The organism is Vibrio genomosp. F10 str. ZF-129, assembly GCF_000287055.2.
In the GTDB taxonomy this organism is placed as follows: Bacteria; Pseudomonadota; Gammaproteobacteria; order Enterobacterales; family Vibrionaceae; genus Vibrio.
Window position 1 is genome coordinate 16,781 of the sequence record NZ_AJYQ02000018.1, and the last position, 18,250, is coordinate 35,030.

Annotated in this window: 18 protein-coding genes; 7 read left to right on the forward strand and 11 right to left on the reverse strand. The window is 44.7% G+C overall.

The annotated features are described in order from the left end of the window. Positions 1 to 35: 35 nt before the first annotated feature. The 6 genes from A1QO_RS02700 to A1QO_RS02725 are packed head-to-tail and all read right to left on the reverse strand — an operon-like array spanning position 36 to position 6,957. Positions 36 to 1,730, reverse strand: coding sequence for a BatD family protein (locus tag A1QO_RS02700; RefSeq protein ID WP_017039403.1), 1,695 nt, complete (start codon positions 1,728 to 1,730; stop codon positions 36 to 38). Between the two features lie 2 nt (positions 1,731 to 1,732). Beyond that, complete coding sequence (locus A1QO_RS02705) at positions 1,733 to 3,622, reverse strand: VWA domain-containing protein (RefSeq protein WP_017041339.1); 1,890 nt, start codon at positions 3,620 to 3,622, stop codon at positions 1,733 to 1,735. Further along, a complete protein-coding gene (locus A1QO_RS02710) occupies positions 3,615 to 4,583 on the reverse strand; it encodes a vWA domain-containing protein (RefSeq protein ID WP_017033471.1) in 969 nt (322 codons plus the stop codon). The genes A1QO_RS02705 and A1QO_RS02710 overlap by 8 nt, the downstream gene beginning before the upstream one ends. Beyond that, complete coding sequence (locus A1QO_RS02715; protein WP_017033472.1) at positions 4,576 to 5,055, reverse strand: DUF4381 domain-containing protein; 480 nt, start codon at positions 5,053 to 5,055, stop codon at positions 4,576 to 4,578. Before A1QO_RS02715 ends, A1QO_RS02710 begins: the two co-directional genes overlap by 8 nt. Next, positions 5,056 to 5,997, reverse strand: coding sequence for a DUF58 domain-containing protein (locus A1QO_RS02720; protein ID WP_017041340.1), 942 nt, complete (start codon positions 5,995 to 5,997; stop codon positions 5,056 to 5,058). Positions 5,998 to 6,000: 3 nt separating this feature from the next. Further along, positions 6,001 to 6,957 (reverse strand): AAA family ATPase, encoded by a 957-nt coding sequence (locus A1QO_RS02725; RefSeq protein WP_017037823.1) that lies wholly within the window; start codon positions 6,955 to 6,957, stop codon positions 6,001 to 6,003. Between the two features lie 469 nt (positions 6,958 to 7,426). On the opposite strand from A1QO_RS02725, the gene A1QO_RS02730 reads away from it, so the two are divergent. After that, positions 7,427 to 7,627, forward strand: a complete 201-nt coding sequence (locus tag A1QO_RS02730; protein WP_017033475.1) for a hypothetical protein — start codon at positions 7,427 to 7,429, stop codon at positions 7,625 to 7,627. 175 nt (positions 7,628 to 7,802) lie between these two features. Beyond that, entirely contained in the window at positions 7,803 to 8,723 is a 921-nt protein-coding gene (locus tag A1QO_RS02735) for a DMT family transporter (RefSeq protein WP_017039407.1), read from the forward strand. 138 nt (positions 8,724 to 8,861) lie between these two features. Here the strand turns inward: A1QO_RS02735 and pyrC are convergent, their stop codons facing one another. Beyond that, entirely contained in the window at positions 8,862 to 9,899 is a 1,038-nt protein-coding gene (gene pyrC, locus A1QO_RS02740) for a dihydroorotase (protein ID WP_017039408.1), read from the reverse strand. A 260-nt stretch (positions 9,900 to 10,159) separates the two neighbouring features. Here pyrC and A1QO_RS02745 point away from each other — a divergent pair, with 260 nt between their 5' ends. The 4 genes from A1QO_RS02745 to A1QO_RS02760 all read left to right on the forward strand — a co-directional run bounded on the left by A1QO_RS02745 (position 10,160) and on the right by A1QO_RS02760 (position 13,006). Next, positions 10,160 to 11,338 (forward strand): YcbX family protein, encoded by a 1,179-nt coding sequence (locus A1QO_RS02745; RefSeq protein WP_017039409.1) that lies wholly within the window; start codon positions 10,160 to 10,162, stop codon positions 11,336 to 11,338. 110 nt (positions 11,339 to 11,448) lie between these two features. After that, a complete protein-coding gene (locus A1QO_RS02750; protein ID WP_241790381.1) occupies positions 11,449 to 11,838 on the forward strand; it encodes a hypothetical protein in 390 nt (129 codons plus the stop codon). Between the two features lie 39 nt (positions 11,839 to 11,877). Continuing rightward, positions 11,878 to 12,174 carry a Dabb family protein gene (locus A1QO_RS02755; protein WP_017033480.1) on the forward strand — a complete coding sequence of 99 codons (297 nt, stop codon included), beginning with the start codon at positions 11,878 to 11,880 and terminating at the stop codon, positions 12,172 to 12,174. A 202-nt stretch (positions 12,175 to 12,376) separates the two neighbouring features. Beyond that, the gene (locus A1QO_RS02760; RefSeq protein WP_017033481.1) at positions 12,377 to 13,006 is read left to right on the forward strand and encodes a LysE family translocator; all 630 of its coding nucleotides are present in this window, start codon (positions 12,377 to 12,379) and stop codon (positions 13,004 to 13,006) included. 30 nt (positions 13,007 to 13,036) lie between these two features. Here the strand turns inward: A1QO_RS02760 and A1QO_RS02765 are convergent, their stop codons facing one another. Further along, positions 13,037 to 13,933, reverse strand: coding sequence for a DMT family transporter (locus A1QO_RS02765; protein ID WP_017039411.1), 897 nt, complete (start codon positions 13,931 to 13,933; stop codon positions 13,037 to 13,039). A gap of 99 nt (positions 13,934 to 14,032) precedes the next feature. Here A1QO_RS02765 and A1QO_RS02770 point away from each other — a divergent pair, with 99 nt between their 5' ends. Continuing rightward, positions 14,033 to 14,827, forward strand: coding sequence for an AraC family transcriptional regulator (locus A1QO_RS02770; protein ID WP_017033483.1), 795 nt, complete (start codon positions 14,033 to 14,035; stop codon positions 14,825 to 14,827). A gap of 53 nt (positions 14,828 to 14,880) precedes the next feature. On the opposite strand, the gene A1QO_RS02775 is transcribed toward A1QO_RS02770, so the two are convergent. The 3 genes from A1QO_RS02775 to A1QO_RS02785 form a co-directional block, all read right to left on the reverse strand. Beyond that, entirely contained in the window at positions 14,881 to 15,762 is an 882-nt protein-coding gene (locus A1QO_RS02775; protein WP_017037449.1) for a DMT family transporter, read from the reverse strand. 101 nt (positions 15,763 to 15,863) lie between these two features. Beyond that, entirely contained in the window at positions 15,864 to 17,195 is a 1,332-nt protein-coding gene (locus A1QO_RS02780) for an MFS transporter (protein WP_017041341.1), read from the reverse strand. A gap of 605 nt (positions 17,196 to 17,800) precedes the next feature. Next, positions 17,801 to 18,220 (reverse strand): VOC family protein, encoded by a 420-nt coding sequence (locus tag A1QO_RS02785; RefSeq protein WP_017039788.1) that lies wholly within the window; start codon positions 18,218 to 18,220, stop codon positions 17,801 to 17,803. Positions 18,221 to 18,250: the final 30 nt, after the last annotated feature.

An 18,250-nucleotide genomic window follows, 5' to 3' on the forward strand; every position in this document is an offset into this window, starting at 1 on the left:
AATTAACTGTATTTCAACAAATAGCCGCGTTTAGGTTAGAGCTTAGTAAGGATATCTACAGCCTTTGCTTGTCTCTTTTCGATTTTTTTCATCAAGGAAAAGAGCGTTTTGTACTCTTCCTTTGAGATCTCTTGATGGTTGATTTGAGCATACGCTGACCCAAGTTTGGACGAGTAGTGTTCGATAGATTCTGACTCATCTTCGGTTAGCGACCCTTGCTCTTGTAGCCAGCGGGACAGGTAAAACTGGCTTTTTATAGCATCACGTGTGCCTATCGCCTGTTTCAATGCCTCTAAGTTTGAACTGTCGCTGACGGCCACATTGTCGTTTCTATGTTCGGCTTGATTCGCTTGTTTCTTCATTCGGATAATAACGCCCAACGAAACCAACCAAAATACCGCAAACAAAACGGTTAAGTAGGGCCATATCCCTCGATCATAGACGATACTGACGGTCTTAGGTAATTCCGCTGCGGGTGTGATGACTTCACTGGTATTGGTATTGTTCGCTTCAGTGACCGAAATTTTTAAACCTGGAACCTGCGCTGTCTGCTGTTGATGTTGTCTGCTATTCCACCAATGGATACTGATGTCAGAAAGTTGTTCATCAGCCACTGTTTGAGGTATCAACACCTGTTTAAGCGTCATTACTGTATTGCCAGATTCATCTTGCGAGAATTGAGGTTTTTCATCATAAACGCGAAATGAGGTTGGGTAATCAACGGACAAATTGGGGAACTGATTCGGGTTGAGCCCCTCTATTTTCAAAGTGACAATACGGGTCAGTGCATTGCCAACTTTGGTTTTCAAGGTGCTTACGCTATTCTGGGCATTCGAGGCATTCCACGTACTTGGGGTGTCAATCAACTGACCGTCCTCGTCAAGCCATTGCTGCTCTAGTACTAACTCGTTCGTGGGTAGCCATTCACCAGAATAATTATCAGGGATCGGCAGCACCGACAGGGCAAAGCGTTCTGCGGGCGTGTCCGCATTGATCATCTGAGTCGTGCCGGTACGATCATTACCGTGAATCACTGTTCCTGTGAAAGCGGGTCCGACGACGTTGTATTCTCCTGAATTGGACGCTTCAATGCGATATTGCTGGTCAACGATGGTGACCTCAACGCCATCGAGTACGCTTTGATATTGGTTGGGTTCACCTGCAAGTTCAATGCTCATACCATCCACTGTTGGCTGAATAATATGCGCATTTTGTAAGCGCCTTGGGTCCGCTTTAATTATCAGTCGAAAATTCAACAGTGCACTTTCTTTAGGGTAGAGGGTCTCTCTCGAAAGGGACGACTGTAATTCAATAAAATCACTTGCCTCTGGCTGGTTCTTATCCATTTTTACTTGGATATTTATAGGTTGAGTCTTTGCGCTTGCAATCGTAAAACTAGGAATCGTCAGGGTTCCGAGTTTTTGCGCAGCTAAAGAGACATTCCATTCACTGCGGGTGTTTTTATTCCCATTGATGATGTTGATTGAAGTGCCAAAGCTGGGCCTCCCCATGAAAAAGTCTTTTTCCAAAACACTTAAATCAATGTCATCTTGTGACACTCTTTCATCGGCAACGATTTTGAGCTGAAACACTTCATTTTTTGTTACGCTATTGCTGCTCACGCTTGCCATTACATTAGCGGCAAGGCTGTGAGGGCTAATCAATAGCAGCGTAACTAACGCGCATGTTGACACGATTTTTGACGAGAAACGAGATAGGGTAGATTTCATCTTCACCACTTCTTACCTGAGTCTTTAGGAGGTTGTTTTTGCTTGGCCTGCAATACCATTTGCGCTTGCAGCAGTCGGCTAGGGTCGCGAGCACTTTCCACTTGCTCTAATTTGCGAATATTCGGGTCGACCGCTTGTTGGTTATCTTGCCTTGCCGTGGCTGTGCCGTTATCGGTTGGCTTGGAATCTTGTGCCTCTGATTTAAGATCATGATTCAGTGTATCTTGATGATCACTTGCTTCATTACTCGCTTCATCACTGGATTTATTACTGGCTTCGTCATTAGACTGCGCATCCGAATCGGCGGTTTTGTCTTGTTTGTCTGAGTTAGCTTGTTCGTCCGTGTCGGCTTGATCGTCTTGATTGTTGGCACTCTCACCCTTTTGCTTGTCTTGCTGCTTGCCTTGCGGATTACTTTGCGGTTCATTTTTCTGGTCATTGCCTGACGACGGGTCTTGTTCGGATTGAGAAGAATCGCTTGATGATTGCTGCTCGTCTGAGGGGGTATTGTCGTCGCTGCTATCTGGTTGGTTTTCACCTTCTTCGCCACTATTTTTCTGCTGCTGCTGAGCTTGTTCTACAATTCGTAAGTTCTCTTTGGCTTGGTCAACAAGTTTTCCATCCTGGATCAGCTGATTATAGCCGTCGATGGCCTTTTGATAGTCACCATGTTGAGCATGCGCATTGGCTAGGTTGTAACGAGCGTTATCACTTTCAAGTTGCTCAAATTCTTTGATCGCTCCTTCGAAATCGCCAGCACGATATTTTGCCACGCCACGCCATTCTTTGTTTGAAAACGCGTCAGCTGCCTGCTGATAGTGTTGATTTTGATACAATTTGAACGCTTCTTGGTCGTCGGTTAGCCAAGGGTTAGCGTAGGCTAGATTAGGTTGGGTGAGCGAAAAAATGATGGCCACTAGCGTAAAAACAACGCCACGTCTGAACAGTAAACTGACTGGAATCACTAACAGTAAAATGAGCCAGTAACCACTGTTCACGCGTTCTTCAAGCTGTTGTTTTCCCAGTGAGGCACTGGCTTCTACGCGAGCACTGTAGGCACTAATAATATCGATATCGCTACTATCGGCTTGTATGCCAGTAAAGACACCATCAACATTTCGAGCGAGTGCTTTCATGTTCGTAAAGTTGGATTGCGCGATAGCCGTGTTACCGTTGCCTGTCTTGACTAAGGATCCGTCGCTTAATCGAATCGGCGAACCGGCTGGAGTGGCAACGGCCAAAATACTCAATCGCCACGGGGTGTGGCTTAACAGTTGAGTGATCGCGTTTTTCTCATCGTCATCAATATCATCCACGACTAATATGATATCACCTTGATTCAGCCCCGAGTTTTGCATCATCTCAATGGCAAGTTGTACCCCTGCGGCCGCGTTGGCCCCTGAAAATGGCATGATGTCAGGTGAAAGATTGGGCAGCAGGTTCAATAATGTCTGATTGTCGGTCGTCATTGGGCTCACCGTATACGCATCACCTGCATAGGCTACTAGCCCCGTTGTGCCTTCCGACCAGCTATTGAGTAAGTCGGTCACTTTGTAGCGAGATTGGGTTAATCTATTCGGTTTAATGTCGCTGGCGTACATCGACAATGACATATCCATGACCACGACTCTTCCCCCGCCATTACCAAATACTGGCCGCTCAGCGGAATAGAAACTAGGGCCTGCAAGCGCGATAATGGCACTCAACAAACCTAGAGCAATGAGGTATATGAGGTTGCGTTTACGCGGTTTGGCGTCAAGCCCGATTGCCTTTGCAAGGTGAGGGGCAATCAGTGAGCCTGTCGTGCTGTATTTGTATAACCAGCCGACCAAGATGGCGGCAGGAATTAAGGCTAATAACCAGAATGGATAAAGGAATGTGAAGTTAGACAAAACCCCTCCTTAATACGATGACGACACAACATAAAAGCAGCGAAATGGACAGTGGCAGTCCGAACCATTCTGTTTGAGGCCGCCAGGTTTGCACCGCTTCGCTGACTGGCTCCAGTTCATTGATCGTGTCATAGATTGATGCTAGATCTTGAGTATCACGAGATCGAAAATATTGGCCGCCGGTGAGTTGAGCAATGCTTTTTAGTGATTCTTCATCAAGATCACGGGCGGTATCGACCTTGCGAGTCATAAAGAACTCTTTAACTACCATTTCACCAGCGCCAACACCCACGGTATAAATTGTGGTGCCATACTGTTTTGCTATCTCAGCGGCTTCCATTGGGTCCAGTACACCCGCGGTGTTGCTTCCATCACTGAGCAAAATCATTACCCGTTGTGGGGCGTCACTATCGATAAATGTTTTGGTCGCGACGGCAATACCATCGCCTATTGCGGTACTCGAGCCAATCAATCCAAGCACGGTCTGATTGAGTTGCTGAGAGACCGTTTGCCTGTCTAAGGTCAAAGGCGTTTGTAAGTAAGCGTGATCGGCAAAAACAACCAAACCCATTCGGTCACCGGTTCGTTTATTTATAAAGTCAGTGAGAACGTTTTTTACCGCCGTTAACCGGTCAATAAATTGGTCACCTTGTCTCATGTCCTCTTGGGCCATTGAACCTGAAAGATCGACGACGAGCATCAAATCACGATGTTCGGGCTGATGAGTGACGGGCTCGCCGTACCAAACGGGACGAGCGAGTGCAGTTAACAAGAAGATCCAGACAACCACAGCAAGTGCGCGCAGTAACGTTTGCTTTGGGGCGGCTTGGCCTTTTGAACTCGGCAAAAAGGGCAATTGTACTGGTACCGCCGTTTTTACGGGGGGGAGAAGACGATTAATGATCAATGGTAAAGGCAATAATAAAAAGGCCCACCACCACACAAACTCGAGACTAGCCACGCTTGCGTCCTCGTTTTGGCGGCAGCGCTTCATTGACCCATTGGTAGCAGTGCTCAATTAATAGCTGAGGCTCTTCTATCGATTCTTTTTTGTACAACGCTTGTTGCCAATGGTTGGCATTGGGTACAAAAGTGGGTGATGATAAATGAGAATCTAAGAATGCGTACCACTCTTGACCCGTAAGGTGAGCAATTTGTTCGCGAGGAAAGTAACAAAGGGCGGCTTGGCGGACGAGCTCGATGGCATCTGAAGGGTTTTGCTGGTTTTGACCCTGTTTTAGCAGTTTTAAGGCCGTTTGCTTGGGCGCTAAGCGCTTTTTATTCCACTTAATAAGCCCCAAAATCAAAGCAATTACTGCGATGATAGCGAGCGCTGAACCCCACCAACCCCAAGCTAGGGGAAACCATGAAGGGACCGGCGGAAGTTGTAAGTCGTTCAGTGGCAATAGGGCCGAGCTAGATGAATCCTTCATTTAGAGATGTCCAGATAGTTGATTGAGTAGTGGTTGGTTAGTTGAGATAGAGGTAAGCGAAATGCCGAGTGATTCGCTGGCTTGCTTTAAGCCCTCTAGATGTTGATTGTACTTGCTTTTGATACTGTCACGACTTTTCCGAGACGAGAAATCGATCCATTGTGAACGGCGCTTGTCCGATACTTTTTCTACACCACGAAAAGACGTTTCACCGTATTCGAGTGGATCTGAAAAGTGCACCATTCGCAGTAAGTTGTGCTGTCGTAAACGTTTTAATAGTGATCCACATGGCTCATCAAAACGCACAAAATCACTCAGCAAAATGATTTCACTGCCTTTGGGACACAAGCGATGAAGAGCGTGGAGCCCATCAGCCATTGACGAAAGTCGATCACCCAGCGGTTCTGTTTGATTGTCCAGCCCTTGCTCATGAGCCTGAATCAATTTCTGTAACAGTATTAATGGGCCGCGGTCACGAGCTGTCGGTTTAACATCAATCAAAGTGTAACCTGTATCAATGACTGCTCCGATACGATCCCCATTGGCGACACACAGCCAACTGAGTAAACTCGCCATGTGGCCCATTTGCACTGACTTAAATTGCAACGTTGAACCAAAGAACATACTTGGGCTTAGGTCAATGTAGAGTACGACGGGTTTTTCACATTCTTCGGTAAATAACTTGGTGTGTGCTTTTCCGGTTCGAGCGGTGACACGCCAATCGATACTGCGAATATCATCGCCTGCCTGATATTGGCGAACTTCAGCAAAATCCATTCCTCTGCCGAGCTTTCGGCTTTGATGTTGCCCCGCGATTTGAGCCCACAGACTCTTGGCCGGTGACAACCAATGAATGCTGTGTTGCTTATAATAAATAAGCTCCTCTAGAGACAGCGTGGCGCCATTAAATTGATCTGGCAGGGCGCGGTGATTCGTTTCCATTGCTTATGCACTACCCACAAGAGACAAAAGATGATTAATGACTTTATTCGGGTGGATGCCTTCCGCTTGAGCTTGGTACGAAAGTAGCAAGCGGTGGCGTAACACAGGGAATGCCATTGCTTGTACATCTTCTGGCGATACAAAGTCTCGACCAGAAAGCCAGGCGTGTGCTCGAGCACATCTATCAAGTGCAATTGTGGCTCTAGGGCTGACTCCTAACTCTATCCACTGAGACAGCGTTTGGTCATAATCACCGGGATGACGTGTCGCGATCACAAGACGAATGATGTACTGCTCAATGCTGTCGGCCATATGAATATTCAGTACGTCCTGCCGAGCTGAAAAAATATCTTTCTGGCTCAAGGTTGGCGGTGCGATGGCCTGCTCACCCTTGGCTTCTCCACGATTCAGTCTTAATATTTCAAGCTCACTTACCGCATCTGGGTATTCAACATCAAGATGAAGTAAGAAACGATCAAGCTGGGCTTCAGGAAGAGGGTATGTGCCTTCTTGTTCAATCGGGTTTTGTGTTGCCATCACTAAAAATAGCTCTGGCAGCTTGTACGTATTCTTACCCGCCGTAATCTGTTTTTCTGCCATTGCTTCAAGCATTGCCGCCTGAACTTTTGCAGGTGCTCGGTTAATTTCATCGGCTAATAATAATGAATTAAAAATAGGGCCGGGTTGAAACTGAAACTCGCCGGTTTCCTGCCTAAATATATCGGTACCCGTGAGGTCTGCGGGCAGTAAGTCTGGAGTGAATTGTATTCGGTGAAAGTCACCCTCTATGCAATCGGCAAGGGATTTCACGGCACGGGTTTTAGCGAGGCCAGGTGGACCTTCAACCAAAATATGCCCGTCAGCTAGAAGCGCTACTAACAACTGTTTTACTAGGTTAGGTTGCCCAATAACTTGGCTTTCAAGGTAGGTCTGAAGTTGTTGTATGGCTAGTATGGTCATTGATAGAGTTCTCCTAATTTCTCAATTAGTGAGTCAAAAATGGAATTAGTTCCATCAACTTGACTATGTGATCACCGCTTGCAGAAAAATACCCACATAGAACATGTTAATTATTAGATAATTACATTATGGGGGCAATAGAGTCGGTTCCAAGAGTTGATTCAACGAAAAATGGCTCAGGGCAGCAATTTTGACGTTTTCTTAAAATTAACGGTTATATTTTGTTCGATTAAAAATGGGATTTAGGTGGCGACCCGTCATGAGTTATCGCACAACGCTAGAATAAGAGCGTAGGAATGGGTAAACTCGTGATCAGTGAATCTTGTACCGTTCGACGCGTATAAATGTTGCCGGGCAGAGGTTTCCTGAAGGGCTTTTGCGTGTATGTATTGTCGTAGGTCGAACTTTGTTAGATGAAAGATTGTTAGATGAAAAATTTTGTAGTTTAAAACTTTGGTAGGTGGAAATAATGAGCGATTTTGAAAAAGAGCTAGAGCAAATGTCTCAGCTAGCATCGGATGAACCAGAGGCAAAACTGCCTTCTCTGGAAGAACAAAAAAATGTGGTTGCCGAGTTAAAGAAGCTAGAGGCGGAAGGTAAGTTAACCCCTGAAATTCTAGAAGCTCATTTTGGCCAGTTCTACGCAAAAAGTGATGCACCTATTCACTAATTGGGTATGAATAGCCCGTTGTCTCGTATTATAAGAGCCCGTTTCGACGGGCTTTTTTTATTTGAAAGCTCTGGCTGTGTTTGAGATCTGTTCGGTTTGAAAGCTTTTTCGCGAAAAACAGGTCATCATAGGTTGTCGTCTAATGCGTTTGAAAGAACAAAGATAGGAGTTTTCATTGTCAACGGGCCTCATTACATTCATCGCTATGGTTGCATTTGCAGCGAACTCATTGCTCTGCCGTTTCGCACTGGCGCAATTTGCGATCGATCCAGGCTCCTTTACCGTGTTGCGCATCTTGTCTGGCATGTTCACGCTACTGTTTATACACGTGGTGAACCGAAAACCTGAGAGCAGAAATATCGAGAACAGGGAACTGGGCATTAAGCCCCATTCTGGCCAAGAGGACACGCTATTTTCATCGGGAAAAGAGAGTGTAGAGGCAATACTTTCTGGCGGTTTGGCCCTGTTTATTTACGCGATTGGTTTTTCTTATGCTTATGTTGAGCTAGCCGCTGGAACCGGCGCATTACTTCTTTTTGGTGCCGTACAGCTAACGATGATCGCCTTTCATCTGTATCAAGGAAACTCGCTTAATCGTTATGAATCGAGCGGTTTATTGATCGCTATTCTTGGTTTTGTCTTTCTCATGCTGCCATCGGCATCGGCACCAGATATGAAGTCTGCACTGATGATGGTTTTGGCGGGCATCAGTTGGGCTGTACTCACGTTATTAGGAAAACGCAAAGTCGGTGCTTCTCCAAGAGTGAGCATGACACAGAGCTTTTTAGGCGCGGCTTTTCTCACTTTAATACTTACCCCTTGGATGTTAAATATTGAACAAATATCGCTACAAGGTGCTCTGTGGGCACTGCTGTCTGGGGTTTTTGCATCGGGTATCGGTTATGTGATTTGGTATTTGGCCCTAACCAACTTGTCCGTCTTACAGGCTTCTGTCGCCCAGTTATCGGTGCCTATCATTGCGTTAGTCGCAGGTGCAATATTGCTTGGGGAGTTGTTGTCGATCACTGTGATGGTCACCAGCGTGATGATACTTGGGGGTATTGCATTGATATTCTGGGGTAAAAAGGCAGATTAAAAGGGGCATACTAAAGGCTGAGATGTAAACAGGTGGGCTATAAACTGCTGAGCTGTTAATTATTGAGCTATTAATTTATAAATAGAAACACCGCCCTGTGTAGGACGGTGTTGGGCTAACAATAGAATAGCGGATGGTTTAAACCGTCTCTTTTACCTTCCACTCAATGTTTTCGCCCGCTCTAATTGGCACCACGGTATTTTGACCAAATGGCATCGTTTCGGCGACTGACCATGTTTCTTTCACTAAAGTGATCGTATCACTGTTGCGTGGTTGCCCATAGAAATCTGGACCATTATGGCTAGTGAATGCTTCAAGGTTTTCAATCTTACCTTCTAATTCAAACACTTCAGTGTAAAGCTCAACCGCAGCATGGGCAGTATAAGATCCGGCACAACCGCAGGCTGCTTCTTTGTTTTCTTTAGTGTGTGGCGCTGAGTCGGTACCGATGAAGAATTTTTTGCTACCGCTTGTGGCTGCTTCAATCAGCGCTTGTTGATGAGTGCCACGCTTTAAAATAGGTAAGCAGTAAAAGTGTGGCTTGATACCACCCACTAGCATGTGATTACGGTTATAAAGGAGGTGGTGCGCGGTAATTGTTGCGGCAACGTTGTCGTTGGCATTGTTTACAAAGTCTGCAGCGTCAGCGGTTGTGATGTGCTCTAGAACGATTTTAAGGTTAGGAAAATCGTTGACAATAGGCGCTAGTACCGTGTCTAGGAACTCTTTTTCACGGTCAAAAATATCCACATCGTGAGTGGTCACTTCGCCGTGGATCAGTAGCAACATCCCGACTTCTTGCATTGCTTCGAAAACAGGGTAGATATTTTTAGCCGATGTCACACCTGAATCTGAGTTGGTGGTTGCTCCGGCAGGATAAAGCTTAGCAGCAACGACCGCGCCAGAAGCTTTCGCTTTACGAATTTCATCAGGGGTTGTGTTGTCTGTTAGGTAAAGCGCCATCAGTGGTTCAAATCGCTCACTGTGATTTTGAGCTTGAATGCGGTCGCGATAAGCAATAGCCAGTTCAGTATTGGTCACCGGTGGGACAGTATTCGGCATAATTAGAGCACGGCCGTTGTAGCGGCTGATATCGCGAACCGTGTCGGCAAGAACGTCGCCATCGCGAAGATGAACGTGCCAGTCGTCAGGACGAGTGATAGTAATTGTTGTCATTGAAAAGCTCCCACCAATGAGTTGTTGAGTGATTGGAGCCCAAACGGAACAACGAACGCAAACGCTTCCGTCTAGGCGACAGGATGATAGTGGAAAAGTGGATGTATTTCACGTTTTTTCTCAATGTTATTCGTTATTTGAGTCTATTCAGAGATGATAGTCGTTGTTTGGTAGGCGACTATGTCGTTATACTTTTCATCGCCGTTACGTCATCATAAATACCCTGAGTTCGGGGTAATCAAAACAACTAAAGGTAGTCCATGTCACTTGCTCATCTTTCTCAAATTAACGTTTATCCCGTCAAATCCGTTGGGGGAGTCACCCTATCCAGTGCTTGGGTCGAGTTACAAGGGCTCAGTTTTGACCGTCGTTTTATGCTTGCTATGGCTGATGGAAGTATGGTTACGGCAAGAAAACACCCTCAAATGGTGAAAGTCAAAGCCAGCTTATTGCCGCACGGATTTGTCTTTACCGCAGAGGGCAAAGAGCCACTAAAAATCAGTTATGCGGAGTTTAAAAAGCAAGAAACACCGGCAACGGTTTGGAAAGACAATTTCACCGCGTACACCACCACCGATAAAGCGAACGATTGGTTTAGTGACATTATTGGGCAACATGTCGAGCTATTGTATTGCGGTGAGCAGTCTAATCGTGTGCGTAAAAAAATAGGGCACAACGTGAGCTTTGCGGATGGGTATCCGGTGTTATTGATCAGTCAAGCGTCTTTAGATGAGTTAAATAGGCGCAGTTCTGAAGTGCATTCAATGACTCAATTTCGTACCAATCTAGTTATTAGCGGTACGGAGCCTTTTGCTGAAGATTGTTGGAAAACGATACGCATTGGTGAAGTAGTCTTTGATATTGTTAAGCCTTGTGAACGTTGTATTTTAACTACGGTAGACACTAAAAAAGGCACATTCAGAACTTCTAAAGAGCCGCTTAAAACGCTCATGACCTTTAGGGCCGATGAACAAGGCGGAGTCTTCTTTGGCCAAAATTTGGTCGCAAGAAATGAGGGTGTGATCACCGCTAGCGACCGTGTTGAAGTATTAGAGTACCAGGAGCGCCAAGACTATGCGGATAGAGCGCCAGCGAAGCGAGAAAAGGTTGCAGATGAACTCGATCTCGATGATGAATTCGATCTAGACGATGAGTTGTTTCAAGCGAAAGTACCTGAATTTAAGTCGTTAACATTGACGGTCAATGGAAAGAGTTTTGTTGGCAACAACCAGCAAACGTTACTTGAGCAAGCAGAAGATGCAGGCTTAAAGATAGCCAGTAAATGTCGCGTGGGTCTATGTGGTGCGTGTAAAGTATCTGTCGAGTCGGGTAAAGTCGAACACGCCGATGTCCCCGTATTAAAGCTGAGTAAAGGCCTGGATAATATTGCATTTGCGTGTTCTTGTGTTCCACAAACCCATTGTGAAATCATCAGTTAACTGATGAGTCTGGCTTGGCTAGGATACCCACAAAGGACAGTTCCATTTAATTATTGGTTGCAGAGAAAGAGTTTGATATACAGTATAAAAACACCCAAGTAGGCATTGCGATGCTCATTATTATGGGGCTGGTACTCGCTTTATTGGCCTTTGCTTCGTATACAAAACCGGACGAATCGATCGGGTTTGTTTTTGTCATCATTGGCATAGTAACACTTCTTTTTTCATCGTTGACAATACAGATAGAAGGGACCCAAATTCTTTGGTTTTTTGGTCCTAAGTTCTGGACAAAATCATTAGAACTTTCAGATGTTCTAGCAGTGAAGAAAATTAAAACCAAGTGGTACAGTGGCATTGGTATTCGTTTAACCTCAACAGGCTGGTTATATAACGTATCAGGTTTGTCCGCTGTTGAGCTTAAGCTTAAAAACGGCACGACAGTCAGCTTAGGTACGAATTATCCCGATAACTTAATGAATGCCATTGAAAATCGGCGCTAACAAGCTTTAAACCGGGCGTTATACGCTAGGAGGAAATGGATGATTAGACACATCTTGCTGATTAAATTTAAAGATTCATCACCATGTTCAGAAATCGAAAAACTTAAGGGTTTGTTTGAATCGATGCCTGAAAAAGTAGAGGGTGTCGTATCCGTAGAATGGGGTATTAACGATAGTCCCGAAGACAAGAATAAGGGGTATACTCATTCAGTGATGATGACGTTTGCTGATGAAGAGGGGCGTCAAAACTACCTTCCACATGCCGAGCATGAAGCGTTGAAGCAAGTGTTTAGGCCGTTGTTAGAAGATATCGTTGTTTTTGACTACACGTTCTAAATTTGTTCTCGCCGAAAAAATGGCACTAAAAAACACGTTGCCAGACACTCAACACATGGCGTTTTTTTTGGATTGGAACTGGACTTGGATTTGTTATTGTGGCCGTTTGAGGCTAAGGAATCATGAAATAAGGATTCAAGTGGAACCGAGCGTTCGCCGCTATCGTGTTTTTTATTATCGTATTTTTAATTGAGGTATTTAAATGGATCTTATACAAGGCTTAATTTTAATTTCATCGATTCACTTGCTAGCAGCAGCATCACCTGGGCCAGACTTTGTCCTCGTTTCACAACAAACATTATCAAATGGCAAAAAAGCAGGGTTGATGTGCAGCATTGGCATAGCATTAGGTCTGTCTATTCATATTACGTATTCTGCTTTTGGCCTAGCAACGGTAATTGCGAATTCATCTAATGCGCTTTGGGCCATAAAAATACTGGGCGGAGGTTATCTAATTTATCTGGGTATTAACGGGCTTAAAGCAAAAGCAACGAATTCGATGGAAGTGGATGCCACTCCTCCTGCTACCTATTCAGCAAGGAAAAGTATTGGTGTTGGTTTTCTGTGTAATGCCTTAAATCCGAAAGCGCCGATCTACTTTGTTTCTCTATTTACTGTCGTACTCTCTCCGGATATGCCTGCCTACCAAATCGCTATTTATGGCGCGTGGATCATGATGATTCAATTTGCCTGGTTTTCCTTGCTAGTTGGTATTCTCTCAAGACCTGCTATTAACCGCCGCTTTAAACAGTATGGGCATTGGATCGACCGTGTTTTAGGTGGTGCAATGGTCGCGTTAGGCATTAAGGTTATCGCGACTCGTTCAAGTTAATCGGGTATTCGTGTTTAAAGGGTTATTGCTTTAGGGCACGGCCGGGCCACTCACTGCAATAGATTTGTTACGCCTCTTAACCTGCGAAAGGATGACTCCTGAAATCACCATTAGCCCTCCGACTAAGTGGTAGCTGTGAATGTTTTCATTAAGAAGCCAGGTGGCTAGGCCCACTGAAATGACCGGCATCAAATTCATGAACATGGCACTTGAATCTGCACCAATGATGTCAATGGATTTTATCCACATCCATGGGGCCAAAATAGACGCTGCGATTGCGGCATAAGCGATCAACGGTAAAGATTCCTGTGTAGGCAGCAATTGTTCGCTGGTTAGCCAAAGTGGCGTTAACATCATCACGGCAAAGATCCCCTGACAATATATCAGTGTTGTGCTGCGAAAAGGCATTTTCCAACGCTTAAGCAGAACACAATAAGTGGCGTAAATGACGGCGGCAATGATCATCAACCCATCACCTTGGGTAATATCCTGATGCAAGAAAAACCCGATATCACCATGGCCCAACATAAAAGTGAGCCCCGTTAGCGAGATAATTCCGCCGACAATACTGATCATTGAGATGGATTTACCAAGTAATGGAACACTGATAAAGACAGAAATAAGTGGGACCAACGAGATAATCAACGACATATTCGACGCCGTAGTCGTGAGTCCTGCGTAGTAGCCGAGCGATTGATTGAGCACCATTCCGAGTAGTGATAACAATGCGAGTTTTGGGAGATAGGGCTTGATGGTATTCCATTGACGGACCACTGCTGGCAAGCAAAAAGGTGTCATTAAAAGCATGGCGAAGAACCAGCGATAAAAGCTCATGGCGCTCGGTTCAATGGCGGTTGCAGCCATCTTGTTGATAATCGAGTTACCACCCCAGATCAACACAGTTAAAAGTGGAAGTAAGTACACCATGTGAGCTCCATCGCATTATAACCAGTGGAAACCAGTGTGTCAGGTCTGTATGATTGTATGTATCTTCAAAAAGACAACTGGCGTTATAGGAAGACAAGATTGAAAAAAACAGCTCGAATACTTCATCAATCCTTATCTATTGTTCGGGCACCATCTGATGTGTTTATGAATTTTGAAGCGTTTCTGTCTAACACAGAAACACGTGTTCATAGCCACCCATGGGGTCAGGTACAATTGATCAGTGGCGGTATTTTAGAAATGGAAGCGGAAGGCACTCGTTTTCTGGCTCCGCCTCATCTTGCTATTTGGGTGCCTGCTGGGGCCGAGCACTGCAGCTATAATCGAAAACCATTGGAATATTGTTCGTTAAATGTCGCCCATGAGCTGACCGATGGCTTTCCAAAATCCACCAGCTTGATCAAAGTAACGCCCATCGTTTCCTCGATCATCGATGATTTTCGTCAACGTAGTGTTAACGTTGCAGAGTCAGAGCAAGATAAGCGATTGATTCAAGTTCTACTCGATCAACTGGCTACTGAAGAAACGGAACGGCATTTTTTACCTACCTCAACGAATAAGTACTTATCGACTATTTTAGATTCTGTTGAACACAACCCAACCGATACTACTTCGTTGGGGCAATGGGCGGAAAGAGTGCATACCACAGAGCGAACATTGGCTCGCCATTGCCAATCTGAGCTTGGGATGAGTTTTACAGAATGGCGCCTAAGGGTGAGGTATTTGTATTCAATGGACCTGTTGAGAAAAGGACATTCCGTTAAAGAAGTCGCGCTAACATTAGGGTACAACCAAGCCAGCCCTTATATATCGATGTTTAAGAAATACTCGGGCCAAACCCCTGAACAGTACAAAAATCGATTGCTCGCTCTTTAATATAGCAGTTTACAGAGGAGTGCGAGATGTACTGAGCTGGTGGTGCATTCAGCTTACTGCCACATCACTAGGACCGCAGCGACAGAAATCAAGATGAGTGCTGCAAGATCTTTGCGAGCAATGCGTTGCCCTAACCAGAAGTACGATATCAGAATCATAAAGACCACCTCGACTTGCCCTAGCGTCTTAACGTAAGGCACCGCTTGAAGTGACATCGCACTAAACCACCCAAGAGAGCCAATAACACTCGCTAGGCTCGTCATTACCACCAACTTTGATTTCTTGAACATCTGCCTTAACGTGTCTCGCTCTCTAAAGAAAAGAAACGTACAGATAATCACTGTCTGAAGTGTAATAACCAGAAATAGCACCCAAGCTGCACTGTGAGGGAAGGGCAGTCCTATACTCAAGCTTGCTTCACGTACCCAAAGCGATGTTAAAGCAAATGCGGTGCTGCAAGTCATACCTAAGAAAAAGACCTTAGGAGATAAGCTTCGCCAGCCAGAAGAGCTACTCATTATGAGCACGCCTAACGTACCAATAAGAACCCCTACCCAGCCTGTGATCGTTAAAGCGGTACCAAAAAAAAGCACAGAAAGCACAGCAGAAACGGGGGCTTCACACTTGGCAAGCCCCGCTCCTATCGCATAATTTTCTAGCTTAAAGAGCATGACCATTAAGCCGGTCGCGATGATCTGCATAATGGCAGCTGCAATAATGTAGAAAACAAACTCGCCCGAGACGTTAGGTGCGGATACAGGTTGCCATTGATAGAGTGCACAGAGGTAAATAAGCGCGATCGGGCCTGCCCAAATAAAACGAGCCAGCGTCACACCGGCCACACTCATTGTGCCACTTAGTTTGCTTTGAAATGCGTTGCGCCAAGATTGGCTGAAAGCAGCAAGCAGAGTAAAAGCGATCCAACCAAATGACATAATGCTTCCGTGTGTTAAGTAAATTAATTGATGATGTTAACAAAAAATAGGGCGATAAGATTCTACTTTGCTTCAGTTGTTATTCGACACAATCAGGAGTCTCAAAAAATAGCCGTCTTTCTGTTCTTGAAATAGAACAGCGCACTGATTGAAATGAACAATAAGGTGAAGTAATAAAAAAACGAAGACAGTGAAGCCAAGAAATCGAGGTTCTGTTCAATTTCTTGTGTGGTGTAGTTCTGAGATACCAATTTATAGTAGTAAGCATATAAAATACCGATAGAGCCGTATCCGAGGTTAAACATCAACCCCTTGAAGCTGAGAACAGTGGCTCTGTTGTGTGATTCGGTCTTTTTATTGAGATGATAACTAATAAAAATGTTCATTGTCATGATGATAAAAATCAACACCAGTGCCGGAATTACCCCGTAGATCGACCAGCCCAAACTGATCCAATAATAGGTTGCCATGGTCGCTAACCCCATGAACACAATGAAGGATTTTGGCGGCATGCTTTCCGCTAACTTGCGGCTTTGTCCAGCAAGTATGATTTTAAGTAGACTGATCCCAGCACCGATAAGCCCGAAATAGATAATCGGAATATTAATGGCGAGATAGTATTGGCTATTCATGGTCAGGAACATTCTCGAGGTATGTTCAAATAAGCTGTAGTAGAGCAATATGAAGAGCACATAGGGCGTAGCAAACACCCACTTAGCCGTAATGGCCGTTAATTTCAGACTGGCTCTGGTTGTTGCCAATTTGGTTTGATCGGTTGGCAGTGTTTTTTTCTCTTCCCGCATGTTCATTGCTGAATAAATGGCGATCATGGCGACGAATAGCGTGGCATAAACGGGAACGCGCATTAGGTCTTGGGTGCTTTCTGGTTCCGCTAATCCGAGAAGATGAAAAACACTAGCCATAAACTCTACATCGTACATAGCGGCCCCGATTAGCGTGACAAAGATACCCACACTTGAAGCGACACGAAGTTGGATTTGTAAAACTCGCGGCCACAATTCTTCTTTGCCTTGCTCTTTTAAGGTGTCATAGGCTAACGCCTCATCCGCACCGCTGGCCAACGCCATCGCTAATCCACTTAATATTCGATTGATCATAAATACGATGAATACCAAGTTTGGTTTACCAGTAGGCACCACGGCGATCATGGCTATTTCAATAAACATGACAATTGACGATAACACCACGAGCTTCTTGCGCCCTAAAGTGTCGGCAAATGCCCCTGACGGGACTTCAGCAAGAACAATGGTGCCTGCCCAAACCACGTTAAGTATGGCAAATTGAGATAGGGTTAAGCCGTAATCTAAATAGAGTAGGGTGAATATAGGGTAATAAAAACGCGCAAAGTAGCTACTTCGAAATATTAAGAAGTAGCGGACATTATCTATTTTAAGGATCTCTTTGAGCGTCATGAATTCTCTTCATTTGGGACAATACACTCATTATGTATATACCCTACAGGCTTTTAAATCATGGTATTGTTGCAAAAACTCTTAAGTTTTTGGTTTAGGTTCTACCTTGTTATAGGTACATATCGGTTCATGTCTTCCAGTCAACAACTCTGTAATACGAATTTGATAAATATTCAAGCAAGTATTACGGCTATTTAAACTTGATGTGCTCTTCATACCTGAGTGAGATTAAAAATTGTAACAATAGAATAACCCAGGCCTGAAAATCATTTCTCCCTACTTGTTTATCGATATAATGCTCGCTGGTGTAATATTATCTTTAAAAACAGGGTATTAAGATGGACCTTACTGTATTTGCAGTGCTACTAATGGGATCAGCTAGTATTGTCGCGATCATCGTAGGCTTATACCTAGGGCTCTCACGAGCAGCGAGCTAAGCCAGCAGAAAGTCGCTCTATTATGGGCGACTTTTTACTTGCAGACACACCGGAAAGTAGATGAAACTTAATGGAATCTAAATTCTAGATCTCACTCTTAAAACCACTTCTGTTTAGATAGGCGTTAGCTGTCATCGAGTAATAATCTGATCACCCCATCATCTTCTTTTATTGTGAAAGATTTCGTTTTTTAGGGTCATCACTTAAGTACTCGACAAACTCAATTTCAAAGCCAGCAGGGTCAACGAAATAGACATTTTTTCGGTAAGGTTCAATAGCCCCATCTTTTGCGATTGGGAAACCCGCTTGAGTCAAACGCTCTATTACCGCTTCGATGTTATTGGTCTCATAAGCAAAGTGTGCAAGGCCAATTTGGTGCCCTGATAAGTTTCGATTTTCTCCTTCACCATGATCGCTCATTGCTATGTACTGGTACTCATCACCAAAGTGAAGCCAATTGCGAGGTTTACCGTACCACTCACCCTGCCCTTCATCGCGCACCGTCCAATGAGGAAATACCGCTTGATAGAACTTCAGCATTTTAGGGATATCTTTAACGACTAAGTTTACATGTTCTAGTTTAATCATACGTCTCTCTTTAAGGTTTCTTTTGAGTCA